Origin of the sequence: Photobacterium swingsii, from assembly GCF_024346715.1 — a bacterium.
Taxonomy (GTDB): Bacteria; Pseudomonadota; Gammaproteobacteria; order Enterobacterales; family Vibrionaceae; genus Photobacterium; species Photobacterium swingsii.
On record NZ_AP024853.1, the window covers coordinates 1,007,130 to 1,029,889 of the forward strand.

The window sequence follows — 22,760 nt, forward strand, 5'->3', positions numbered from 1 at the left end:
CGAATAAAAGTCATGCAAAAACCGTCATGCGGCCAAGAGGAAAAAACACAAGAAGTGACATAAACTGATCTTGGATATCAGTTTAACTAGGTAGCTGAAAATCATTGGAGGATTTCTAATGCACAATAAAGAGAGACTCGAAGACATCGAACTCCGTATTGCAATGGCATATGAAGAAGGTAATTACTATGAAGCCACTTTACTCGAAAAGAAGCTGACTGAATACAGAGGAAAAACAAACCTCTACGATAGTAACGAACCCTACTCCATTGAAGGGCGAGCTTTTTTTGATGAATGACATCCTTCATTTCACCACGATTAACATACCAAACGCCTTATGCATTACCGTCCATGCATAGGGCGTTTGTTCAAGGTTTCGCACTGTGAAAGAAAACACAACAAACGCGGTCTTTTTTTCTGAATCACTACAGTATGAGGATTCAGTATGTTTATTAAACCCGTACTTGCTGCACTCACCCTAAGTTGCAGCTTTATTGCTCAAGCTGACTTACAGAATATAGGTAACTTTAGCGCTGAAGGTATCTATCAACCCGGTTACACCAACTACAGTCACGCTCGTGAAAGATCGCGTAATACCGCCAGCACACAGCTATCCATAAACCATCAAGCAAAAACGGGAGTCATAGAGCCTAACTATGTGAACTACCCGATAGAAACACGTGCGCATCGCACAGCATCGACCAACGATCAGCTGTCGAAAATTGGGAGTTATAATAATGGTGTTTATGAACCCGGTTACTTGAACCATCAACACATCAGAAATTAAATTCAATTAAAGGCATTTGTTTTTCATCTTCAAATGCCTTTCTGATTCATTGTATCCATTAGTCGATATAAATATAAAACCGTGAGCAAGGTTTTATTTTCAACACCAAACAGAAAATAAATAGTGAATTGATCACACTAATAATTTCACGTTATTCATTAACAAACTCCGTCTTGTCACAATTTTTATTCATAATAAATCGCTAAACGTTTAATAAGCCCTCCTCATCCCCCTAATGCATGAATTCTGACGTGATTAAGTTCAAATTAATTACATGACAATGATCACACCTTTTTTATTTAAGTGATCTTCACCACGTTTAATAAGCCTTTCAGCTCTATTTTCCTTTATGAAATAACAAAGTGTGATCTGCGCACTCCTCCTCCCTCCTCCTCCTGAAATTAATATCTCGGAGGAGGATGCTGTTAATTAGCAGCAAGAGCACAATGAATTCATCCAAATACGGATAAGAGTTTTATTGCTGAGTTCACCTTTTTCTCACATGCACATTTGAGATTGGCCTAACGGTCGGCGGGATAAACCCTGGTTCCCGCCAATTCTTTGCAAAGCCAACTGTAGTCTCGTCATGGCTTTGCAAAGAATTATAAAAAGGGCGGTTCCATCAGCCTAATTGATATAACGGAAAAACAACAAGAACATAATGTTTCACTTAAGGAGTTACAAATGAAGATGAGCAAAATCTGCCTAACAGCAGCAGCTGTATCTGCGGCTTTAGTATCAGCATCTGCAATGGCATCTGATGGCGTTGATTTCCATGGTTACATGCGTGCTGGTGCAGGTATCAGCGGCGACAATGGCGGCATGATCTCTCAAGCGAAAAACGGTATCGGTCGTTTAGGTAACGAAAATGACGCTTACGGTGAAATCGGTTTAGGTAAAGAAGTTTACAACCAAGACGGTAAGTCATTCTACCTAGACTCAATGCTTGCAGGTGGTTCAACTTCAGACAAGCTATGGAGTGGTCAAAACCCACAAATCGTTCAGTTTAATGCACAAGCAAAAGGTCTTATCGAGTCAGATGCTGATGCTGTAATCTGGGCTGGTAAGCGTTACTACCAACGTCACGATATCCATATCACTGACTTCTACTACTGGAACACATCTGGTGCAGGTGGTGGTGTTGAAAACCTAACTGCAGGCCCAGGTAAGCTATCTCTTGCTTGGATCCGTGACGACGTTGATGTTAAGACAGTTGGCTCTGAAAAAGTTATCGACCAAGATAAAAAAAGCCCAACTTACGGTCAAATCATTGATAAAGACACGCAAAAAACAACATCTGTTAACAACAACATCATCGATGTTCGTTACGCAGGTTTAGGTCTTTGGGAAAATGGTTCACTAGAACTGGGTGTGAATGCATTCCTTCCTAACGAAGCTAAATCACAAGACCTAGACACTAAGAGCAGCTACATGTTCACCGCTGAGTTAACGCAAGGCGATCTATTCGGTGGTTTCAACAAAACAGTTCTTCAATACGGTACTAACGGTAGTGCAGAACAAATGACAACTTACGGCGCAGGTATGGGTGTGAAAGCCGTTACTAACGCTGACAAGGGTTACCGTTTAATCAACTGGGGTGTTGCTGCACCATCAGAGAAAATTGAAATCGGTCACCAGCTAATGTATGCAAACACTAGCTTCAAAGAAAACCAAGATGACCACAGCGTGTACAGCATTGTTGTTCGCCCTATGTACAAATGGAACGACACTATGCGTACCATCGTAGAAGCGGGTTACACAGCTGAGAAAAATGCAGACCTACGTAGCAACCCTATCGTAACTGATGGTGATGCTGTATTAGGTTCAGATCTTGGTGATAAAGCACTGAGCAAGTTCACAGTTGCACAAGCATGGTCTGCGGGCTCTAGCTTCTGGGCACGTCCTGAAATCCGTGTATTTGCAAGCTACATCACAGATCACGAAAACGACAATGCATTCGGCGACAGCAAATCTGAATACAATGTTGGTATCCAAGCTGAAGCTTGGTGGTAAGCACTGCGCTAACCCAATAAGTTAAATTATCAGCCAGTCTCAATGACTGGCTGTATTTGGTTTAGTCTATCGCTATTTTATTAGCAGATTAAACCAAATACAGCTCATACAAAGGTGGAAGACATAATGAAAAAAACACTCTCCATACTCATGGTTACCGCTTTACTTGGTGGTTGTGTCACAAATACAGAAACCGTCACTACCCAAGCGCCAACCAACGCTGTTAATACCGTGAATACATCATTAGCAAGCCTGCAATGGCTCCCGCTTAATGCGCCGAGTAGCAGCCAATTTACTATCGATGCCAACAGCCAAAAGTTAATTGATACCAATAGTGCAGGCCATATCGCCGCCTTTACGTTGCCAGCTAATCAAGGGGCATTAACTATTAAGCTGGATAGCTTCGCTAAAAAAACAGTTTATGCTCCTGTGGTGTCTGTCTATAACGAAAAAAACGAACTTATTACGACCATCCCTGCAGACAACTTTAATTATGTACCTGCAGCCATGCTGACGGACGATCACCTGTCTGGCGCTATCACTTTCATGCCACCAGCAGACACCAAAGAAGTTCGAGTCTTAATATCAACAACACCTGATGCACTGGCTAAGACAACCACTTTACTGCACCCAGCGAAGGCTTCTGCCATTGCCCGTAACACCCAACCACCGGCGATTGCCGATCCAATTGCTACCCATACTGATATCGGCACACTAGAGCTAACAGTGACAACTGTCGCAGATAACACCCAATATCAAGCTGAACGGACCGACTACGCACCTAGCCCAGAAGAAAGATCATCTTACTACTTGAATTCCATTGAAAATGCTGTAAATAATGGTGATCTAAATAAAGCTATGAAACTGCTTGATGAAGCTGAAAAACTGGGGATTGCCGACGCACGCCCAACCTTCATTAATGCTGTCGAAGCTAAGAAATAATGAAAATTAGGACACTTATTCATTCACTATCATGACGCTATTTCGCAGCTTATTATCTGCAAATGATAGTGTGAATATTACAAAGGCTGCCTTGGCAGCCTTTATTGCGTATTGAGGACTCCATGGACTGGCAAGTAACCAAAGGCACCGCGGCTCCACTTGGTGCAACTCTCACAGCGACGGGGTGTAATTTTGCAATTCACGCTCCAAACGCCAAAGGGCTCACGCTCGTTATTTTTGATGACAATAACGACCATCACTCTATTCCATTATATAAAAACCATAGCCATATCTACTCTGCTCATGTCAGTGGAATCCAAGCTGGTATGCGTTACGCTTATAGCGTGATATCACCAAAAGAAACGCTGTGGTTGCTCGACCCTTATGCACACCAGTTAACCGACAATCCGCTGTCAGAAACTGTGCCAACCGCTGTCATTAGACATCATGGCTTTGACTGGCAAAATACTGAAAAGCCACAGATAGAACAAGCTAACACACTTGTCTACGAGCTACACGTCAAAGGCTTTACTCAGCTCCACCCTGATATACCCGCAGCGCTGCAAGGTAAATATTTAGGCCTTTGTCACCCAGCATGTATTGAACACTTTAAGTCATTAGGTATCACGACACTTCAGTTGATGCCAATTGCCACCAGCCTAGATGAAGCACACCTTCACGATAAAGAGCTCACCAATTTTTGGGGATACAACCCACTGTGTTGGTTTGCCCCCGACACCAAATTTGCGATTAGCGATCCCATTACCGAATTAAAAACCATGGTGCGTACCCTGCATCAACACGGTATCGAGGTCATTCTTGATGTTGTTTATAACCACACCGCTGAAAGTGGCCATGGTGGTCCCATCTTCAACTTTAAACAACTCGCACCCAAAGCCTATTTAATGAATGGGCAAGGTGAATTTGAAAACTACTCTGGGTGTGGCAATACCGTTGATCTTAACTACCCTCCAGTGCTCCGAACCGTCATGGATTCGTTACGGCACTGGGTGGAAGAGTACCAAATTGATGGTTTCCGTTTTGATTTAGCCGCAACATTAGGTCGTAGAGGCCCACTGTTCGATCGACGCTCGGCCTTCTTTCAAAGCATCCACCAAGATCCCGTATTACAATCCACCAAGCTCATTGCTGAACCTTGGGATATTGGCCCTAATGGCTATCAATTGGGTGGCTTTCCTATGCGCTGGAATGAGTGTAATGACAAATTTCGCGATATCACCAGAAGCTTTTGGAATCATAAAACCAGTTTAGGAGATTTCGCAACACGCTTAATGGGATCACGTGATTTGTTTAGTGCCTCAAAATGGCCCGATAAGCTAAGCGTAAATTACATTAGCTACCACGATGGTTTTACCCTGCAAGACTTAGTGTCTTACAACCACAAACACAACGAAGCAAACAAAGAAAGCAACCGAGATGGGCACGGCGATAACCGCTCGTTCAACCATGGTATAGAAGGGCCAACAGATACCTTTGCGATAATTAACCTGCGCGAACGGCAAAAACGTAACTTGATCACTAGCTTATTGTTTAGCTTTGGTATTCCGCATTTACTGGCAGTCGATAGCTTGTCACATACCCAAAAAGGGAACAATAACGCCTACTGCCAAGATTCTGAAATCAGTTGGGCAAACTGGCAGTTAAATAAGGTACAAGATGACTTTCAGCAGTGGTTACAAAAGATTATTGCTGCCCGCAGCCAGTTTATGGTGCCTTTCATTGAAGGCTTTTCCGGCGAAAGTCGTGGTGAACATCGTATCAATTGGATGAAACCCAATAGCCAACGCTTAAATGTCGATGACTGGCATCAGCATTCACCAATCATTTTGCATTTAGGGTTATACCACTGTGGTTCTGAGTTATTGTATTTAATTAACCCAGATAAGGTACCAACACGCTTTCGTCTGCCTAAAGGAAGCCCATGGGAAATCATTTGCGATACTGCTGACTTAAACCCTAGCCAGCCTACAGTATGCACCACGCATATGCAGTCTGCCCATTCGATGACAATCCTGCATCGTCGTTAGTATTAAGTTCACCTACTGCAATAAAGCCATATAATGAAAAACGCCCACTCTGATAATAGAGCGGGCGTTTTATCTTTAGCCAAATTAAACGGTGTTGGTATTACACAACAAAAGCAGCCACTTTATCGTTTAGAGCAGAAGCTTGTTTACTTAAGCTCTGCGCTTGCTCACGCGATGACTGTGCATCTACCGCAAGCTGATCAGTCACATCCTTGATCGTAGTTGTATTCTGAGTGATCTCATCCGTTACATGCGTTTGCTCTTCCGCAGCCGTCGCAATCTGCGTCGCCATATCGCTAATCGAAGCGACTGAACCACTGATTTGATCCAACGCAGCTGTCGCCTGATCCGCATCGTCTACCGAGCACTGTGCTAATTGCGTACTGGTTTCCATCAGACCAACAGCTTTCGATGTTGTTGTCTGCAAGGTGGCAATCATGCTCTGAATTTCTTCCGTCGAGGTGTGAGTACGTTGTGAAAGCACACGCACTTCATCTGCAACCACGGCAAAACCACGGCCTTGCTCACCAGCACGCGCAGCTTCAATAGCCGCATTCAATGCAAGCAAGTTAGTTTGTTCAGCAATGCCCTGAATCGTTGAGAGAATACTATTAATACCCTGTGCGTGACTATTAAGTTCACCAATCACTTGGGTTGCTTCATTCACTTCTGTTGCTAGGTTATTGATAGATTCACGGCTTTGGGTCACCAGTGCATGACCACTTGTAGTATGGGATGTTGAATCTTGTGCTGCACGCGCCGTTTGCTCTGCATGTGATGCAATCTCTTGCGTCGCAGATGCCATCTCAGTTACCGCGGTCGCAACTAGGGTGATTTCATCTTGTTGGCGGTTTAACTCTAGAGCAGACTGCTCAGCACGTCTCTCTGCTGCTTCTGAGGTGTGATTTAATTCCTCACCCTGCGCACGAATATGACCAATTAATGTCTGAAGACTTGCAACAAAACGGTTAAAGTTACGGGCAAGATCCCCTACTTCATCATTGGTATCAATATCAATACGCTGAGTTAAGTCACCACCACCTTGTGCAATCAAGGCTAAAGCACCTGATACTTGCTGCAGTGGTTTAAATAGGTATGCGCAAAGCATATTGAATAAGAACACACACACAATCACTGCAAGCAACGTGGTAAATAACTGTTCATACAAAGAAGTGTATAAAGGCGCAACCACAGAGTCGTGATCGATCACAATCACCGTGTTTAAGTTAGTACCTTGAATCGGCGCAACAAAAACATAGCTCTCATTGCCAGTAATATCTTGTTGAGAGACCTGACCTGAACGTGCAAGACGTTGTAATAAATCAAAGGTTAAATCACGATCTTTGGCATTTACAGGCTTATTCAACAACGATGTATCTGCATGGGCAAAAATATTACCTTCATCATTGGCAATAAACATGTAGCCCTTGCCCGGTAAAATGACTTCATCAAGCTGCTTGATAATATCAACCATTTCCACATCGGCACCAAGCACTGCTTGTTGGCCGAAAATGTTAATGGCTTTACCCATAGAAACGACACTCGCACCAGTCGCCGCGGCAACCGTTGGATTTTCTACTGTCACTTTGCCATTTAGCTTGATGGCATTTTGGAACCAGTGCCATTCGCGCGGGTCATTATTACCCGGAGGTAAAATCACTTTATTAGCATTGTCTTGTGAACCATCGCTATACGCAAGGAAGACATTATCAAACTTACCGGAATCACGCACTTGTTCTAAATGCTGCTGCACCGAATCGTTTGAAATTCGTGTCGGCATAGCTGAAAGTGCGGTGCCTTTGGCATCCAACCAATCAACAACATAGTGGTTGTAAGCCGATGCGACACCTTTCAAACGCGTGCTTAAGTCTTGATCTAACCGCCCCAAGGAAGAGATAAAAGACAAAGCGGTGACAACTAAGCCTCCTAATATAATCGCAATGCTTGCAGATACTGCCAGTTTTTGCCTAAGTGTTAAATTCATTATTTTTAACCTTAATGTTATAATTGTGTGTAAATGTTCTAAAAAATGACCAATAACCGTATTTATTTCACAGCTTAAAATAAAAGCGATTATGACATTTTTAATGCATTTAATAAATCGCAAAAGGAATAATTGAACACAGCAATACCATCTACGTCATTAATACGGTTTAATTTATAAATTAAGGGTATAAAAATAAAAAAAGCCCCCAAAATTTGGAGGCTCCTCTAAAAAATATATTTTTTATTGTGACAATGATTCTGAGCTTATTTCTGTCTGAGTACCATCGGTAGCATCACTTAAATACATTTCAACATATCGTTCAGCTGATTCTTGCCAAGAAAATTTACACGCCATTGCATTTTGCTGCATGCGCTTAATTTCTTGCGGTTGCTGACAATATAAAAGCAAACTACGTTGTAATGTTATTAGCAAACCTTCAGCTGTTGGCGCATCAAACATAAAGCCCGTTGCAACCTGTGGCGTCTGATCGTAATCAATCACAGTATCTTTTAAACCACCAACGCTACGTACAATTGGTAATGTGCCATATGCCAAGCTGTACATCTGGTTCAAACCACAAGGTTCAAACTCTGATGGCATCAAGAAGAAGTCAGCTCCAGCTTCGACTTTATGCGCCAATGTATTATCGTAGGCTTCAATGAATGACAGCTTTTCTGGGTTCGCTTTCACTAAGTCATGCAATTGAGCAGCAAGCCGTGGGTCCCCTGTACCTACAATTGCGACCTGCACATCATGCAACAAGAATTGCTGCAAAATAGGCAATAAGTAATGAATACCTTTCTGCTCAGTAAGTCGGCATACCATGCCATACAGAGGGACATCGTTAACGGGTAAATTCACTTGCTGCTGCAAATCACGTTTACAGGCTTTTTTACCACGTGTCATACTGATTTTATTCGCTTTGTAATGTTGCTTAATGAAGGGATCCGTTTCTGGATTCCAGTCATTATAGTCACAGCCGTTTACAATACCGAAAAGATCACTCGCACGTTGGTTGAAATCAAAGTCCATCCCATGCGCACCCAGTGATGTCAGTAATTCTGAAGCATAATTAGGGCTAACAGCGTTGATTTTATTCGCGTACGCAACACCCGCTTTCAACATACTGATATGGGCAGAGTCCATCTCTAAATGCATGTAACGGTGCTGAATTAGCTCAGGGATCAAGCTGAATTGATCGTAATTATATACACCTTTGAATACCGCGTTATGGACAGTCAGCGCGCTCTTTGTATTGGCAAAGAAAGCACTATCGGCATAACGAGTACGCAGTAAAAAGGGAACCAAACCTGTATGCCAGTCATTACAGTGAATAAAGTCTGGCTGAAAGCCTACTTTTTCACATAAATCAAGCGACGCTGCACTGAAAAAGGCAAAGCGTTCACCATTATCGGCATAAGCTTCATTATTTTCAGCGTAGAGTTCTGCACGATCAAAATACTGTGGCGCATCAATCGCATATACCGACACATCACCGCTATTAAGCGGCATAACCTGATACGGTACAGGTGCTGGTTGGGACGCAACATTTAGCTCAGTGCTAATGCTAGGTTCAACCTGTTCACGCTGAGCAAGCGCACGATAATACGGCATGGCAATACGGACATCGTGCCCCATTGCTTGTAATGCCGCAGGTAAAGACTTAGCCACATCGGCTAGCCCACCTGTTTTCACTAAACCTTCAACCTCAGATGATACGAATAAGATTTTTAACGGCTTATTCGTTACCACTTTTTTCTTAGTAGCCAATTTTCGCTCCTTTAGGGATAACGACGATTCCTTCGTCTGAAACGTGATATTTCTTACGATCTTCCTCTAGGTCTTCACCTATCACTGTCCCTGGTGCAATCATGACGTTTTTATCAATAATCGCACGGCGAATTGAGCAGTTTGCACCGATTTTAACATCACCCAAAATAATGGACTCTGAAATCGTACTACAACAATCCACATTGGTACGGAAGCCAAGGACTGACTTATGAATGCGCGCACCACGAATATAACTGCCTGCTGATACCATGCAGTTATTGATATCAACCTTACACTCCTCGCTATCAAGTACAGTCGCAGGAGGTAGCGGTGGGTAGAAGGTATGTAGTTGCCATTGACGGTTGTAGAGTGAGAATGGTGCATCTTCCGACAATAGATCCATGTGTGCCTGCCAGTACGATTCAATCGTACCTACATCACGCCAGTAACCGTTATTTTGCTCACCTGGGATAACGTTGGTGTTGAAGTCATAAACAAACACCTTACCTTGAGGAACCAGTTTTGGAATGATGTCTTTGCCGAAGTCATGGCTAGAATTTTCATTCTCAGCATCTTCTTCAAGCTCACGGCACAATACGTCAGTTTCAAAAACGTAGTTACCCATAGACACAAGTGCGTGCTCTGGGTCGCCTGGAATCGATTTTGGATTTGCAGGTTTTTCCTCAAAACCTACCATGCGCCCTTCTGCATCCACTTCAATGACACCGAATGCGCTTGCTTCATGCAGTGGCATACGAATAGCTGAAACGGTAAGTTGTGCTTCCTTTTCCTTGTGGTAGTCAAGCATCTGCTTCACATCCATTTTATAGATGTGGTCACTACCAAAAATACACACTTGCTCTGGCTCTGCGAGTTCGATAAATCGAATATTTTGATAAATGGCGTCAGCGGTACCGTCATACCAGCGTTTACCCATACGCATCTGAGCAGGGATAGGATCGATGAAACGATCAGTAATACCTGTGATGTTCCAGCCTTTCTTCATGTGGACATAAAGAGACTGAGATTTGAACTGAGTAAGAACGTAGATTTTCATTAAGTCTGCATTAACAAAGTTGTTTAACGCAAAATCAACTAGTCGGTAACTGCCACCAAATGGCACTGCAGGTTTTGTACGTGAATCCGTTAACGGACGAAGACGAGATCCTTCTCCGCCTGCCAAAATCATTCCTAAAACGCCAGCCATGGTGTACCTCCGTGTTATTAATTTAAGCAATCGTTGTCATATATATCACACTCTGTAGGTTGTTGAGAATATCCTTGCACTGAATATTGATGAATATTTCCAATAAATGCGACACCAAATGACAACACAAACATCCAACTCAACCTCACAACCCAGCCTTAACCACTGATTTAAAAGCATTTTGCGATAATTAAATCGAAGCTTTGTGCCAAGAGCAGATAATTAACACTGAAAATAAAGTTAAAAACAATCGCATCCCTGTAATGATTATTACAACATTCAATAACCACAAGGATACATAAATACAATTCTAACTTAGGGTTAAATACAAAGTGATGATGGAAATATGTCAGCTTTGTTACGCACTGCTACAATGCAGCCAAATAAAAATTGGGACAAAGAACAAATTAAAAGCAATTCGATATTGAAAAAATCGCCAATCGGTAACAACACAGGATTAACAGTAATATCTTGTTAAATTACAACATATAACAAACAAAAAAGAGAGGTAGTATGCGACCAAAGAATGCCAAACAGGAGTTAATTTGCAGCAGAAAATACACTCAAGGAATTATAAGTAACAGCAAGCAAATCAATAAGCATTTACGCTGTTACTCATCAGTAACAAGGAAAGAAGCGAGTACTCGCCGTTAATCATGTTCGATCGTTAATACTTGCCCTGTATAAAGATCTAGTTCGATTTCAACTTTATGGCCTATTTTGTTACGAGCTTCAACTTCAATCTCGTCTTCATCTTGCTCTAACTTAATTTTCTTAAAATCGTAGTAGCCCTGATCTTGCAACATACGAAGTGCTTGCTGCACCGTAAGTGCATTAGTGGGTGCCGTATGAACAGGGTCAGCAATACAAGCTACAGGGGCTATCGCTAACGTTAAAACCAAAAAGCCAGATGGTACAAACAACTTCATCTTATTCTCTCCAAATGTGGACTCAAGCATCATAACAAAGCTAAATCCCTCTCTCGACAGCGATGTTTCTGCTACCTCGTGAATCGGATCACACATTCATTCCATTGTGCTCGTTACAGTGTGCTCCTATTGATTAACCATGAAGGTGCTATGTCTAGTCATCTATCAGGCGCTTTTGACCCAGTTCGATTTCGCCATCATCTACATCGCTACCCAGAGCTATCACTGCAAGAACAAAAGACAGCATCGGTTATTATCGATCAGCTTTTAAAGTTTGGGCTGTCTCCTCATACCAATATAGGTGGCTACGGCATTGTCGTTGACATCAATAGTGGGAATGCAGGCAAAGAAACCTTATTACGGGCAGATTTTGATGCCCTACCGATCAGTGAACAAGCAGAACATGATCATACCTCACGACATTCAGGCTGTATGCACGCTTGTGGCCATGATGGCCATACTGCCAGTTTACTGAGTGTCGCCGAGCACCTCAGCCAACACCCCCCGCTAACGGGCCGTGTTGTTTTGCTTTTCCAGCCCGCAGAAGAAATCGGCCTTGGGGCAAAAATGATGCTCGCCGATCCTAGGCTACAACAATTCAAACCCGATGCTGTCTACGCTTACCACAATCTACCAGGCTACCCGCTTGGCACTGTCGTGGTAAAAGAAGGTGCATTTGCCTGTGCATCAACAGGAGTAAACATTACGCTGCGGGGGAAAACATCCCACGCTGCTAAACCAGAAAATGGCCGTAGCCCTGCAACTGCGGTTAGTCGCATCATGGCTTACCTAGAAGATCTTCCAGACAGTATTGATGATGCCTTCTGCTTGGTGACCTTGGTTCATGTCAAAATTGGCAACCCAGGATTTGGTACCTCTCCAGGCAAAGCCAATGTCATGGCAACCATACGTAGCGACAGTGACCATGCCCTCGCCTGTATGCAAAAGCAATTACAAGCCTTTGTAGATACACAAACTGCAGATCAAGGACTGACGTCGACAATTGAGTGGGTTGAGCCCTTTTCTGCCACTCATAACCACCCGGCATGTACTCAACAGCTGATTTCTGCGGCTACAGCCTTAAGTTATCCAATTGAAGTTCCAACACACCCAATGCGATGGTCAGAGGATGTGGGTGAGTTTCTCAGTCACTGGCAAGGGACATTATTTTGTTTAGGGAGTGGCGAGGGGCATCCTGAATTGCATAACCCTGATTTTGATTTCCCTGATGATCTTATCGGTATTGCCGCTCGCTTATTCATCAAGCTACTAGAAGAACGCCATACTCATCTATAGAAATAAACATAAATATAAAAGCGCGCCTATCATCTCGATAAGGCGCGCTCTACTTACTCAAAACGTTTAATTGTTTTCTTTATAGTGATGCTTGATGCTCACTAATAAGGGCTGCCATTTGTGCTTCTGCACGTTGCTTCGCCTCTTCATAGCTTTCATCTTCTAACATCTGCTCAACCACTTCGTAATAGCATTTTACCTTCGGCTCAGTACCTGAAGGACGAACAACCACACGCGCCCCATTCTCAAGGTGATAAATCAAAACATCGCTGGTCGGTAAATCTATCGACTCTGCAGGTTTCGTAGCCAACGAGCCAGAGAATGTACGCTGAGCCGTTTGCAAATCATCTGTTTGGACAATATCAATACCAGCAATGCGAGCTGGCGGCGAGGCACGTAGAATGCTACCGATTGCAGGAGAATCAGGCATTAAAGCAATGCTACGCTGCGCATTTAAATAAAAACCATGTTGACGATAAATAGATTCAAGTTGCGACCAAATAGACTGCCCTTTCGCGGCTAGCTCTGCGGTCATTTGTGCAAACGCCACTAACGCTGTCAGACCGTCTTTATCCCACACTTTGCTACCCACTGTGTAGCCTAATGCTTCTTCATAAGCGAATAAGAATTGACTGGTATCGGTTTGCTTTTGCATCGCCACATTGGTCAACCACTTAAAGCCTGTCAGTGTTTGATAGAAGTTAGCCTGATGAGCCTGAGCAATCTTTTCAAGCAAACTTGACGATACTATGGTCGTGCCGACTAAGTTTTCATTGCTACCACTCGCTACATTTAGCAAGTAGTGCCCAAATAAAATACCAACCTGATCCCCTGTTAGCATTTTATACTCACCATGTAAGTCACGCACAGCAACCGCAAAACGATCAGCATCAGGATCATTGGCACACGCTAACGTTGCGTTATGCTTCTTGGCTTCTGCAATGACTAAATCCATCGCCCCGGCTTCTTCAGGGTTCGGAAAATTCACCGTAGGGAAAGTACCATCCGGTTCGCGCTGGGCAGCCACACTATAAACATGCTCAAAACCCACGCGGTTAAGCATGGTTTCAGCCATATCAGCCCCCACACCATGCATAGCAGTGTACGCAATCGAAACGGCTTCTGGCTGATGATGATTCTGCAGCAGCGGATTCGCTAACTGCGTATCTAAATACGCTTGATAAAAATCGTCACCTAACCATGCAAGCAAACCTTGATGCTCAGCTTGCTCAAGATCCATCAAGTGCAAAGGTTGAACAGCAGCTTTATCAATCTCAGCAGCAATACCTGAATCATGCGGAGCGATGATTTGTGCGCCATTCTCCCAATACACTTTAAAGCCATTGTACTCAGGGGGATTGTGGCTTGCGGTCACCACTATGCCAGCTGCCGTTCCCAACTGTTTTACACCAAAAGCCACTAACGGCGTTGCAGCCACTTTACTCGTTAAATATACCTTAATGCCCATCGCTGTTAGCGCCGCCGCCGCATCTTGAGCAAATTGTTTTGAGTCTAATCGGCCGTCATAACCAATCACGACCCCACGGTGATCTGCTTCTTCAATTTGCGATAGCAAGTACTGCCCTAAGCCTGTCGCTGTTTCTTGAATTACAAGGCGGTTCATACGATTAGGACCAGCCCCCACGACACCACGCAACCCCGCGGTTCCAAATTCAAGGCGTCCCGAAAAACGAGCTTGCAGTTCAGCCTCATTACCTGCGTCGATCAAACCTTTAAGTTCTTGCTGAGTTTTAGGGTCTGGGTCTCGGGTAATCCACTGAGAGATGATTGTATTCATGATTAGATTCCTGCGGCTTTGTTTTAACTGAAACTACAGTAAATGATATTTATTCTCATTAAATTTATTGAGGTAGCATCAATTTTGAGGACGGTATCGATTTCGTCCTATGATCAATTCGATGATTGAATGAAGTATAGATAGAAGAAAGGGATAACCCTGAATAATAGAATGTGACCCTGTCAGCATTATAAGAGAAAGAGGCAAAAGCACCTCTTTCTCTTACGCACCAGTTAAACCACTATCTCTTGGGATATAGGCTAGTTGAGCGGATCCGCTCAGCCTCTTTGGAATGGATAGACTGAGCCTAATTGGAGAATTTGAGTCAATTCATCCAGCGCAGTACGTGACTCAATCAATAATTGCGGATCGGCTAAGTCTGATTCTCGTAGCTCATCACGATAATGAAAATCAACCCAAGTATTTAAGCGTTCAAATAATTCCTCATTCATCAAGGTAGATGCATTGACTGCTTTTAATTCATTGTCGTTTAAAACCACCCTTAAACGTAAGCAAGCAGGCCCACCGCCATTTGCCATACTCTGTTTAAGATCGAAAACTTCAACCCTATCGATACCTTGTTTTTGCGCAAGCATCGACTCTACGTATGCCCACACATTTTTATTTTGACGACATTCATCTGGCAATACTAAAACGGTTTCACCGCTTGGCATACTCAGTAATTGTGAATTAAATAGATAACTATTTACCGCATCATCAATCGATACTGCACTCGTCGGCACTTCAATCACTTTAAACGAGTCCCCGACTTTCGCCGTAAGTTCATCGTAGACCGCTTGTTGATCTAAAAATGCTTGCTGATGACAAAACAAGACATTGCGGTTACCTACCGCAATCACATCATTATGAAATACCCCTTGATCGATCACGGCTGGGTTTTGCTGCGCCATCACCGTATGGTTTTCACTGAGTTGATGTAATCGTGCGACGGCCTCGCAAGCCTCATAGGTATGCCTAGCGGGAAATTTACTTGGAGCAGGGTGACGGCTATCAAACGCATGCCGACCATAAACAAAAAATTCGACGCCCTTGTCCCCATATTGCTGACAAAAACGGGTATGGTTCGCAGCGCCCTCATCACCATAATGCTCAACACTGGGTAACGCGGCATGGTGGGCAAAATAACGCTCATCAGCGAAAGTCGCCTGTAATATTCGGCCCGTTGTTTCATGCTCTATCGAGCGATGGAATTTATTGGTGAGATTAGCAGGTGTGAAATGAACCCGCCCATCAGCCGTATCGGCAGAAGGCGAGACCGTTGAAGCATTTGCTGTCCACATACTCGATGCAGAGCAACATGCCGCCAGCACTTTAGGCGCTTGTTTAGCTGCTTGTGCAATAACATCACTGTCTGACCCACTAAAACCCAGTCGGCGTAAGGTAAAAATATCCGGCCGTTCTTGTGGTGCCAATACGCCTTGCACTAACCCCATGTCGGCCAAGGCTTTCATTTTTGCTAACCCTTGTTTCGCCGCTTGTTTCGGTTTTGAAGGCGCTGCTTGATTTTTCGCTGAAGCGACATTGCCAAAAGACAAACCACTGTAGTTATGCGTAGGACCCACTAACCCATCAAAATTTGCTTCATACGCTTTCATAAACATTCCATGTTGATAAACCACCCAAATAACATAACAAAGTATTTACATTTTAAGCAAGTATCGAGCAAAACCACGTATAACCGCTGAAAATAAGATACTCATTCTGCTTTGACACATAAAGATTCATCGACTCTTTCGCAACATCACTAAGAAATCAACCAGGTTATCGTGCAAACAGGTGTTGCAACTCGCTGTTATAGCGGGGTGTCGTTCACTTCTCCTTTATTAATAAGTTGACAAATCAAGCTCGGTAAATTGTCAAAAAAGGCATACTTAGTTTAATACTTATATAACTAACGTATAAAAATAGAGCGGATATTTTTATAAAAAACATGACGAGTAAACACAAAAGCCCGCCAAATAAGGCAGACAAACCGTTAACAACTGAGCAACTTGATTATATCGATGATCAAAGCGCAGCCCTGTTGCTTAACACCCCTAAAAGTGCACGGCGGATGCTGTGGGTAATTGTTTTGTTTTTCGTTATTGCTTTCGTATGGGCTTCACAAGCACAGCTTGATCAGGTCACTGTGGGGAGCGGCAAAGTCATTGCCTCTTCGCAACTACAAGTGGTTCAAAACCTTGAAGGGGGCATAGTTAAGTCCCTGCTGGTTACAGAAGGCGATGCAGTTGTGCAGGGGCAAGAACTACTGATTATTGATGACACTCAATTTCAATCTGACTTCAACGAACAAAGCCAATCTCTGGTAGGGACACAAGCCGACAGTGTTCGCCTGAATGCCTTACTCGCCAGCATTCGCATTGATAAATCACAAGCGAAAACAAATTGGCAAAAAAGCATAGTGATCAAACGACAAGCATTAACCTTTTCCAGCGAACTAACTCAACACCAAGCTCGCTTAGTTCAGCGGCAGAAAAATGAGTTTACCGACCAGCTGTCACAACTCGAAAGCCAGCTTGCCGTGGTCGAACAGCAGATCAACCAAAAAGCACGTGAACGAATAGAAACCCAATCGCGCGTCAGCAGCTTACGTAACAGTTATGGCATTGCCAGCAAAGAATTAGCCATCACCAAACCGCTTGCCGATGAAGGAGTGGTACCAGAAATTGAACTGCTCAAACTACAGCGCCAACTTAACGATACCCGCCGAGAGCTTAAATCGGCTGAATTACAGCTGCCTATCATCAAAGCCGCCATTCAAGAGGCTATATTAAAGCGTATCGACATTGCGCAAAATTTTCGTTCTGACTTACAACGCGAGCTTAACGAGATTAGCGACAAAGTTGCCAGCTTATCGGCCTCACAGATAGGGCTTCAAGATCGGGTAAATCGAACCACCATCACCTCCCCTGTAACTGGCATCATACAAACACTGCATACCAACACGGTTGGTGGTGTCATTCAACCCGGCATGGATGTCATTACCATAGTCCCCACCGACGATAACTTGCTGATTGAAGCGCAAATCGCGCCAAAAGATATTGCCTTCCTGCGACCAAAACTTCGCGCAATGATCAAATTCAGCGCCTATGATTTTACTGTCTTTGGGGGATTAGAAGGCACCCTAGAAACCATCAGTGCCGATACCATTAAAGACGATGAAGGCAATAGCTTCTACCAAATCAGGATCCGCACCGCTCAAAATTATTTACTCAGCGGCAGTGGTGAAATCTTGCCTATCATCCCAGGAATGACGGCATCTGCCGACATCATCACAGGGAAGCGCACGGTACTCGATTATTTATTAAAGCCCGTGATATCTGCTCAACGAAATGCGCTAAGAGAGTGAACATGAAGAAAAAAGCTTTTATTGTCGCCTTGGCTTGCATGGGGTACAGCCTAGTCAACTCCCCAAATGTATTAGGGCAATCTTTAGAACAAGCTATCGCCCAAACACTCGCGAGTAACCCAGATATACGCCATGCTTACCATGAGTTTATGATTCGTAATGAACAAATACGTGCCTCACAAGGTGATTACCTGCCAGATGTTAACCTTGATGCTGGGGCTGGGTATGAAAACTACAATAACGAGAGAGGCAGCAAAGGGGACTTTCAACCCCGCGAAGTGCGATTGAGCGTACAGCAATTATTGTGGGACGGTGCCATTACCTACAAGGATATCACACGGAATAAATCCGAGACCGAAGCACAACGCTATCAACTGCTTGCTGATGCACAAGATAGTGCATTGCGCACCACGCAAGCCTATTTAGATGTCCTTCAAGCACAAGAAGTCTTATCGCTTTCACAAGCCAATTTCGATGTCCACCAGCGTATTTATGGCGACATTAAAAAGCGCGCCGATTCGGGCATAGGTTCAACCGCGGATTTAGCCCAAGTTGAAGGGCGTTTAGCACGATCCAATACCAATTTGATTTCGGCACAAAGTAACTTAAACGACCAAATTACTGAATTTGTCCGTATTGTTGGCCAGTACCCTACTGCGCTAGAAAAGCCAGAAGTCGACATCAATTTCATCGCAACATCGCTTGACGATGCAATGACGAAAGCCAAGGAAAACAACCCTGTCGTCAAAGTCGCGCTCAATGACATTGATGCCGCGCACTCCCAATACGATCAAGCAACCGGGACCTTCTACCCCACTTTTTACGTCGAAGCCTCACAACAATGGGGTGAAGAATTAGACGGCGTGCCTGGCAGCAACGATGAATTTAAGGCCATGCTCAGAATGCGCTATAACTTGTACAACGGTGGCAGCGATCAAGCCAAAAGTCGCCGTGCGGCATATCAAGTAAACCAGTCTAAAGACGTACGCGATCGGGCACTTCGTCAGCTAGAAGAAGGGACCCGCCTCGCGTGGAGCGCGATGGCGCTTGCCAATGATCAGACCGAATTTTTACAGCGTCATGTCGATGCATCAGCCCGCACCGTTATTGCTTATGAAAAACAATTTAAGATCAGTAAACGTACCCTGCTTGATGTACTAAACACCGAAAATGAGCTGTTTGAAGCACGTAAAGCCTATCTAGATGCCCATTACAATGGCATTTATTCTAAGTACCGCTTACTCAATGCAACAGGGCTGTTATTGTCTGAATTACGCGTAGATGTACCAGAGCAATGGCTCACATCCGTTAAGTAATGCAAGGAGGTATTACAATGAAATTTCTACTTTTCTTCCCATGCCTACTGCTGCTCGCAGCGTGTGCAACCTCCGTACCCAATGACATGCCGCTAGCGGAACAATCAAAAGATTTACGTGACGACGACGACGATGGCGTCATCAATGCCCGCGATAAATGCGCAAACACACCGCACCCTGCGATTGTCGATAATGATGGTTGTCCTACCTATGTTGCGAACCCAGAAGAAGGTCGAATTCATATCTTGTTCGCTAATGACTCCACCCAAATCACGGCAGAATATCAAAACCAAATCAGCGAGATGAGCCAATTTCTTAAAGCGCATCCATCCACTTATATCGAACTAAAAGGGTATGCAAGTCCTGTTGGCAATAGTGATTATAATGTCGGGTTGTCACAGCGTCGTGCCCAAGTCGTTAAACAGTCTCTGCTTGATAGTGGTATTACGAAAAATCGCATCATGACAGTCGGTTTCGGTGATACAGAACCCGTTAGCGCTGAAAGCCAAGAAGTCACCAATACCTTGAGTCGCAGAGTCACTGCGCAAGTCAAAACCGCCTCAGATAAGGTTGTTGAAGAATGGACTATTTTTACTCTTCGCCAAAATTAGATTTCATCTACTGCGCTCACAATGGCTAGTTTTTTCAATGTTTTATGCTATTCGTTAATAATAGGAACATTGTTAACGCAGCGCTTAGTCGCCAGTGATGAAAGTCGCGAGCCGTTAACAGCCATTGATCGACAAAATATCGATTTAATCCGCCAGTTTTACGGTGAGAGGGCAGGAAAACGAGCGACAGCGTGGCGACACCTTTTGCACCAATTAACGAACACGCACACAGCAACTCGGTCGGATAAAAAATCGGTTTCTGAATCCACTCAGCTAGAAGGCATCAACCGATTCTTTAACCAATTACAGTTTATTGATGACGATAAACTATGGGGTAAGAAAGACTACTGGGCCACCCCGAATGAATTTATTGGTGTTGGTGGTGGGGATTGTGAAGACTTTAGTATCGCTAAATATTTTTCGTTGCTGTCGCTCGGTGTCGACGACGAAAAATTACGGTTAGTGTATGTAAAAGCCCTGACGCTCAACCAATTTCACATGGTTGTCGCTTATTACCCACACCCCGCAGCGGTACCGCTCTTGTTAGACAACCTTGATGGTGAAATTAAACCAGCAACAGAGCGACTCGATTTGCTGCCAATCTACAGCTTTAACGGTAGCCAACTATGGCTCATGAAACAAAAAGGGCAAGGTCAACTGGCTGGCGATGCCGCTAAGCTCAGTGCATGGAACGATGTGCGTCTCCGCAATAACGAACAAGAATTGCGACGCCCTGCTATCAATTTGGATGAGTAACGACCATGACTTTATATCGACAACTGCTTAGTGGAATGCTGTTACTGCTAATCGTCCTGATCTTTGGCGTATTCGTGGTGCAGTTTCAAACCACCAAAGACTTTTTACAGCTGCAACAAGAAAATGAACTCGACAATACCATTAACTCTGTCGGTATGGCGCTCACCCCCTATCTTGATAAAAAAGACATGGTCGCAACAGAGTCACTTATCAATGCGACCTTTGATGGTGGCTTCTACCAATCAGTGACACTGTCACTTATCGAGGGCGACTACAGGATTGAACGCCAATACCCAAGTCAAATTCAAGGTGTACCACCGCTTTTTACCTACCTCATTAATTTAGAACCGTTAAGTGAAAGCCGCGTTCTCACAAGCGGCTGGATGCAAGTCGCCAAACTCACAGTCACAACTAACCCTGCTTTTGCTTATCTCAAACTATGGCAAGCCAGTGTGCAGCTCTTTCTTGGGTTTATCGCCACCAGCTTATTGGGAGCCGTCATGGTTTCTGTCTTTCTTCGCCGCGTTCTCACACCACTAACGGCGATTCAGAACAGTGCCAAAGCCATGTCTAATAATGAATTCAAGCAGCCTTTATTGGTGCCCGATATCCGCGAATTAAAAGATGTGGTTACGGCCTTTAACCACATGAGCCTGCAGCTTAAATCATACATAGATCATCAAGCGCAAGAGGCCGATAAGCTCAGGGTGCGAGCATACCAAGATCCCGTGTCTGGTCTAGCCAATCGCCACTACTTAATCACCAAATTAGATACGCTCATTGCACACAAAACCTTTGGTGGCGTCATTTTATTGCGGGCTGATTTCATTGCTGATAGTTATGAAAAAGAGGGCTATGAAGCGGGTGATGAGCTAACCGTTAAACTAGCAAATAGCTTAAAAGATTTAGCCAGCGACGAAATCACAATTGCTCGGCTCAACCACGCTGAGTTTATGCTGCTTGTCCCTCATTGTAGTAGTGGTGAATTAACGCAGCTTGGTCGTGCCGTTTTGCAAAAATCAGCCGCCTTACAAAGCGATCCACTTAATATTGCTCCCTTACATGCTGCTGTTGGACTGGTTATTGCCAGCGATAGCGACACCAGTGGTAGCCTACTGGCGCAAGCTGACAATGCCGTTAACCAAGCTCGACAACAAGCGACTGAGCACTTATTTCTCATCGACAGCCTAGATCAAACGCTACGGCTGGGCAAACAACAATGGAAGCGCCTTGTTGATCACGCGATCAGCCACGATCAGCTCTCACTGACCTTTCAACCCGCAACAGATGAAAACAATAAAGTGCTTCATCAAGAAGCGTTCAGTACCATTTACGATGGGCAAAAAAGTTATAGCGCAGGCCAGTTCCTTGGTGCAATCGAGCAACTCAGCGCAGGGCCTGAATTTGATCGTTACGTGATCGCCAAGATCACCGCCATGTTGGTCGACAATCCTGAACTTGACCCAATCGCCGTCAATATTACTCAGAGCAGTATCAGTGACGCGGGCTTCATGCGCTGGCTAGGAACACTCTTGAAAACCAACCCTCAGTATCGCGACCGCCTACTCTTTGAATTACCTGAGATCAGTTTTTTAAATCAACTCGATAACATTGAGCTCTTGTGCGACATCATTCATCGAAACGGCTTTCAATTCGGTATTGATAACTACGGTCATAACTTTAGTTCAGTCAGTTACCTACATCGTTTTAAGCCCGCTTACGTCAAACTCGACTTTGCCTATACGCAGCACATCGATGATGCTTTAAAAGCCGATGTTTTATCTTCTATCACCCGTAATGCACAGGCATTAGGGATCATCGCGATTGCGTCACGCATTGAAACCCAAGATCAACGTGAAAAGCTATCTGCGTTAATGATCAATGGCTTCCAAGGCTATGTCACCCAGCAAGCAGTGCAAGAGGATTAGCA

The 22,760-nt window shown here is 44.1% G+C and carries 17 protein-coding genes; 11 read left to right on the forward strand and 6 right to left on the reverse strand.

The window, feature by feature from the left end; translation table 11 throughout:
• Positions 1-118 precede the first annotated feature (118 nt).
• The 5 genes from OCU77_RS21845 to glgX all read left to right on the forward strand — a co-directional run bounded on the left by OCU77_RS21845 (position 119) and on the right by glgX (position 5,790).
• Positions 119-298 (forward strand): hypothetical protein, encoded by a 180-nt coding sequence (locus OCU77_RS21845; protein WP_048897530.1) that lies wholly within the window; start codon positions 119-121, stop codon positions 296-298.
• Between the two features lie 147 nt (positions 299-445).
• On the forward strand, positions 446-787 hold the full coding sequence (locus OCU77_RS21850) for a hypothetical protein (protein ID WP_048897529.1): 342 nt from the start codon (positions 446-448) through the stop codon (positions 785-787).
• Between the two features lie 690 nt (positions 788-1,477).
• A complete protein-coding gene (locus OCU77_RS21855; RefSeq protein ID WP_084711712.1) occupies positions 1,478-2,800 on the forward strand; it encodes a maltoporin in 1,323 nt (440 codons plus the stop codon).
• A 126-nt stretch (positions 2,801-2,926) separates the two neighbouring features.
• A complete protein-coding gene (locus OCU77_RS21860) occupies positions 2,927-3,742 on the forward strand; it encodes a MalM family protein (protein ID WP_048897527.1) in 816 nt (271 codons plus the stop codon).
• Between the two features lie 122 nt (positions 3,743-3,864).
• The gene (glgX, locus tag OCU77_RS21865; protein WP_048897526.1) at positions 3,865-5,790 is read left to right on the forward strand and encodes a glycogen debranching protein GlgX; all 1,926 of its coding nucleotides are present in this window, start codon (positions 3,865-3,867) and stop codon (positions 5,788-5,790) included.
• Between the two features lie 100 nt (positions 5,791-5,890).
• On the opposite strand, the gene OCU77_RS21870 is transcribed toward glgX, so the two are convergent.
• The 4 genes from OCU77_RS21870 to OCU77_RS21885 form a co-directional block, all read right to left on the reverse strand.
• Positions 5,891-7,774: a methyl-accepting chemotaxis protein gene (locus OCU77_RS21870; RefSeq protein ID WP_193391640.1), complete on the reverse strand. Its 1,884-nt coding sequence runs from the start codon at positions 7,772-7,774 to the stop codon at positions 5,891-5,893.
• A 243-nt stretch (positions 7,775-8,017) separates the two neighbouring features.
• The gene (gene glgA, locus OCU77_RS21875) at positions 8,018-9,547 is read right to left on the reverse strand and encodes a glycogen synthase GlgA (RefSeq protein ID WP_048897525.1); all 1,530 of its coding nucleotides are present in this window, start codon (positions 9,545-9,547) and stop codon (positions 8,018-8,020) included.
• On the reverse strand, positions 9,537-10,754 hold the full coding sequence (glgC, locus tag OCU77_RS21880; protein ID WP_048897524.1) for a glucose-1-phosphate adenylyltransferase: 1,218 nt from the start codon (positions 10,752-10,754) through the stop codon (positions 9,537-9,539). Before glgC ends, glgA begins: the two co-directional genes overlap by 11 nt.
• 650 nt (positions 10,755-11,404) lie before the next feature.
• The gene (locus OCU77_RS21885) at positions 11,405-11,683 is read right to left on the reverse strand and encodes a PepSY domain-containing protein (protein ID WP_084711698.1); all 279 of its coding nucleotides are present in this window, start codon (positions 11,681-11,683) and stop codon (positions 11,405-11,407) included.
• A gap of 150 nt (positions 11,684-11,833) precedes the next feature.
• Here OCU77_RS21885 and OCU77_RS21890 point away from each other — a divergent pair, with 150 nt between their 5' ends.
• Positions 11,834-12,979: an amidohydrolase gene (locus tag OCU77_RS21890; protein WP_048897523.1), complete on the forward strand. Its 1,146-nt coding sequence runs from the start codon at positions 11,834-11,836 to the stop codon at positions 12,977-12,979.
• A gap of 79 nt (positions 12,980-13,058) precedes the next feature.
• Here the strand turns inward: OCU77_RS21890 and OCU77_RS21895 are convergent, their stop codons facing one another.
• On the reverse strand, positions 13,059-14,777 hold the full coding sequence (locus OCU77_RS21895; protein WP_048897522.1) for a phospho-sugar mutase: 1,719 nt from the start codon (positions 14,775-14,777) through the stop codon (positions 13,059-13,061).
• 278 nt (positions 14,778-15,055) lie between these two features.
• Complete coding sequence (gene astB / locus OCU77_RS21900; protein WP_048897521.1) at positions 15,056-16,393, reverse strand: N-succinylarginine dihydrolase; 1,338 nt, start codon at positions 16,391-16,393, stop codon at positions 15,056-15,058.
• Between the two features lie 335 nt (positions 16,394-16,728).
• On the opposite strand from astB, the gene OCU77_RS21905 reads away from it, so the two are divergent.
• The 5 genes from OCU77_RS21905 to OCU77_RS21925 are packed head-to-tail and all read left to right on the forward strand — an operon-like array spanning position 16,729 to position 22,758.
• Entirely contained in the window at positions 16,729-18,147 is a 1,419-nt protein-coding gene (locus OCU77_RS21905; protein WP_048897520.1) for an HlyD family type I secretion periplasmic adaptor subunit, read from the forward strand.
• A gap of 2 nt (positions 18,148-18,149) precedes the next feature.
• Positions 18,150-19,463, forward strand: a complete 1,314-nt coding sequence (locus OCU77_RS21910; protein ID WP_048897519.1) for a TolC family outer membrane protein — start codon at positions 18,150-18,152, stop codon at positions 19,461-19,463.
• A gap of 17 nt (positions 19,464-19,480) precedes the next feature.
• Positions 19,481-20,074, forward strand: a complete 594-nt coding sequence (locus OCU77_RS21915; protein WP_048897518.1) for an OmpA family protein — start codon at positions 19,481-19,483, stop codon at positions 20,072-20,074.
• Between the two features lie 21 nt (positions 20,075-20,095).
• Positions 20,096-20,830: a transglutaminase-like cysteine peptidase gene (locus OCU77_RS21920; RefSeq protein ID WP_084711697.1), complete on the forward strand. Its 735-nt coding sequence runs from the start codon at positions 20,096-20,098 to the stop codon at positions 20,828-20,830.
• 5 nt (positions 20,831-20,835) lie between these two features.
• Positions 20,836-22,758 carry a bifunctional diguanylate cyclase/phosphodiesterase gene (locus OCU77_RS21925; RefSeq protein WP_048897517.1) on the forward strand — a complete coding sequence of 641 codons (1,923 nt, stop codon included), beginning with the start codon at positions 20,836-20,838 and terminating at the stop codon, positions 22,756-22,758.
• The last annotated feature ends 2 nt before the right edge of the window (positions 22,759-22,760 follow it).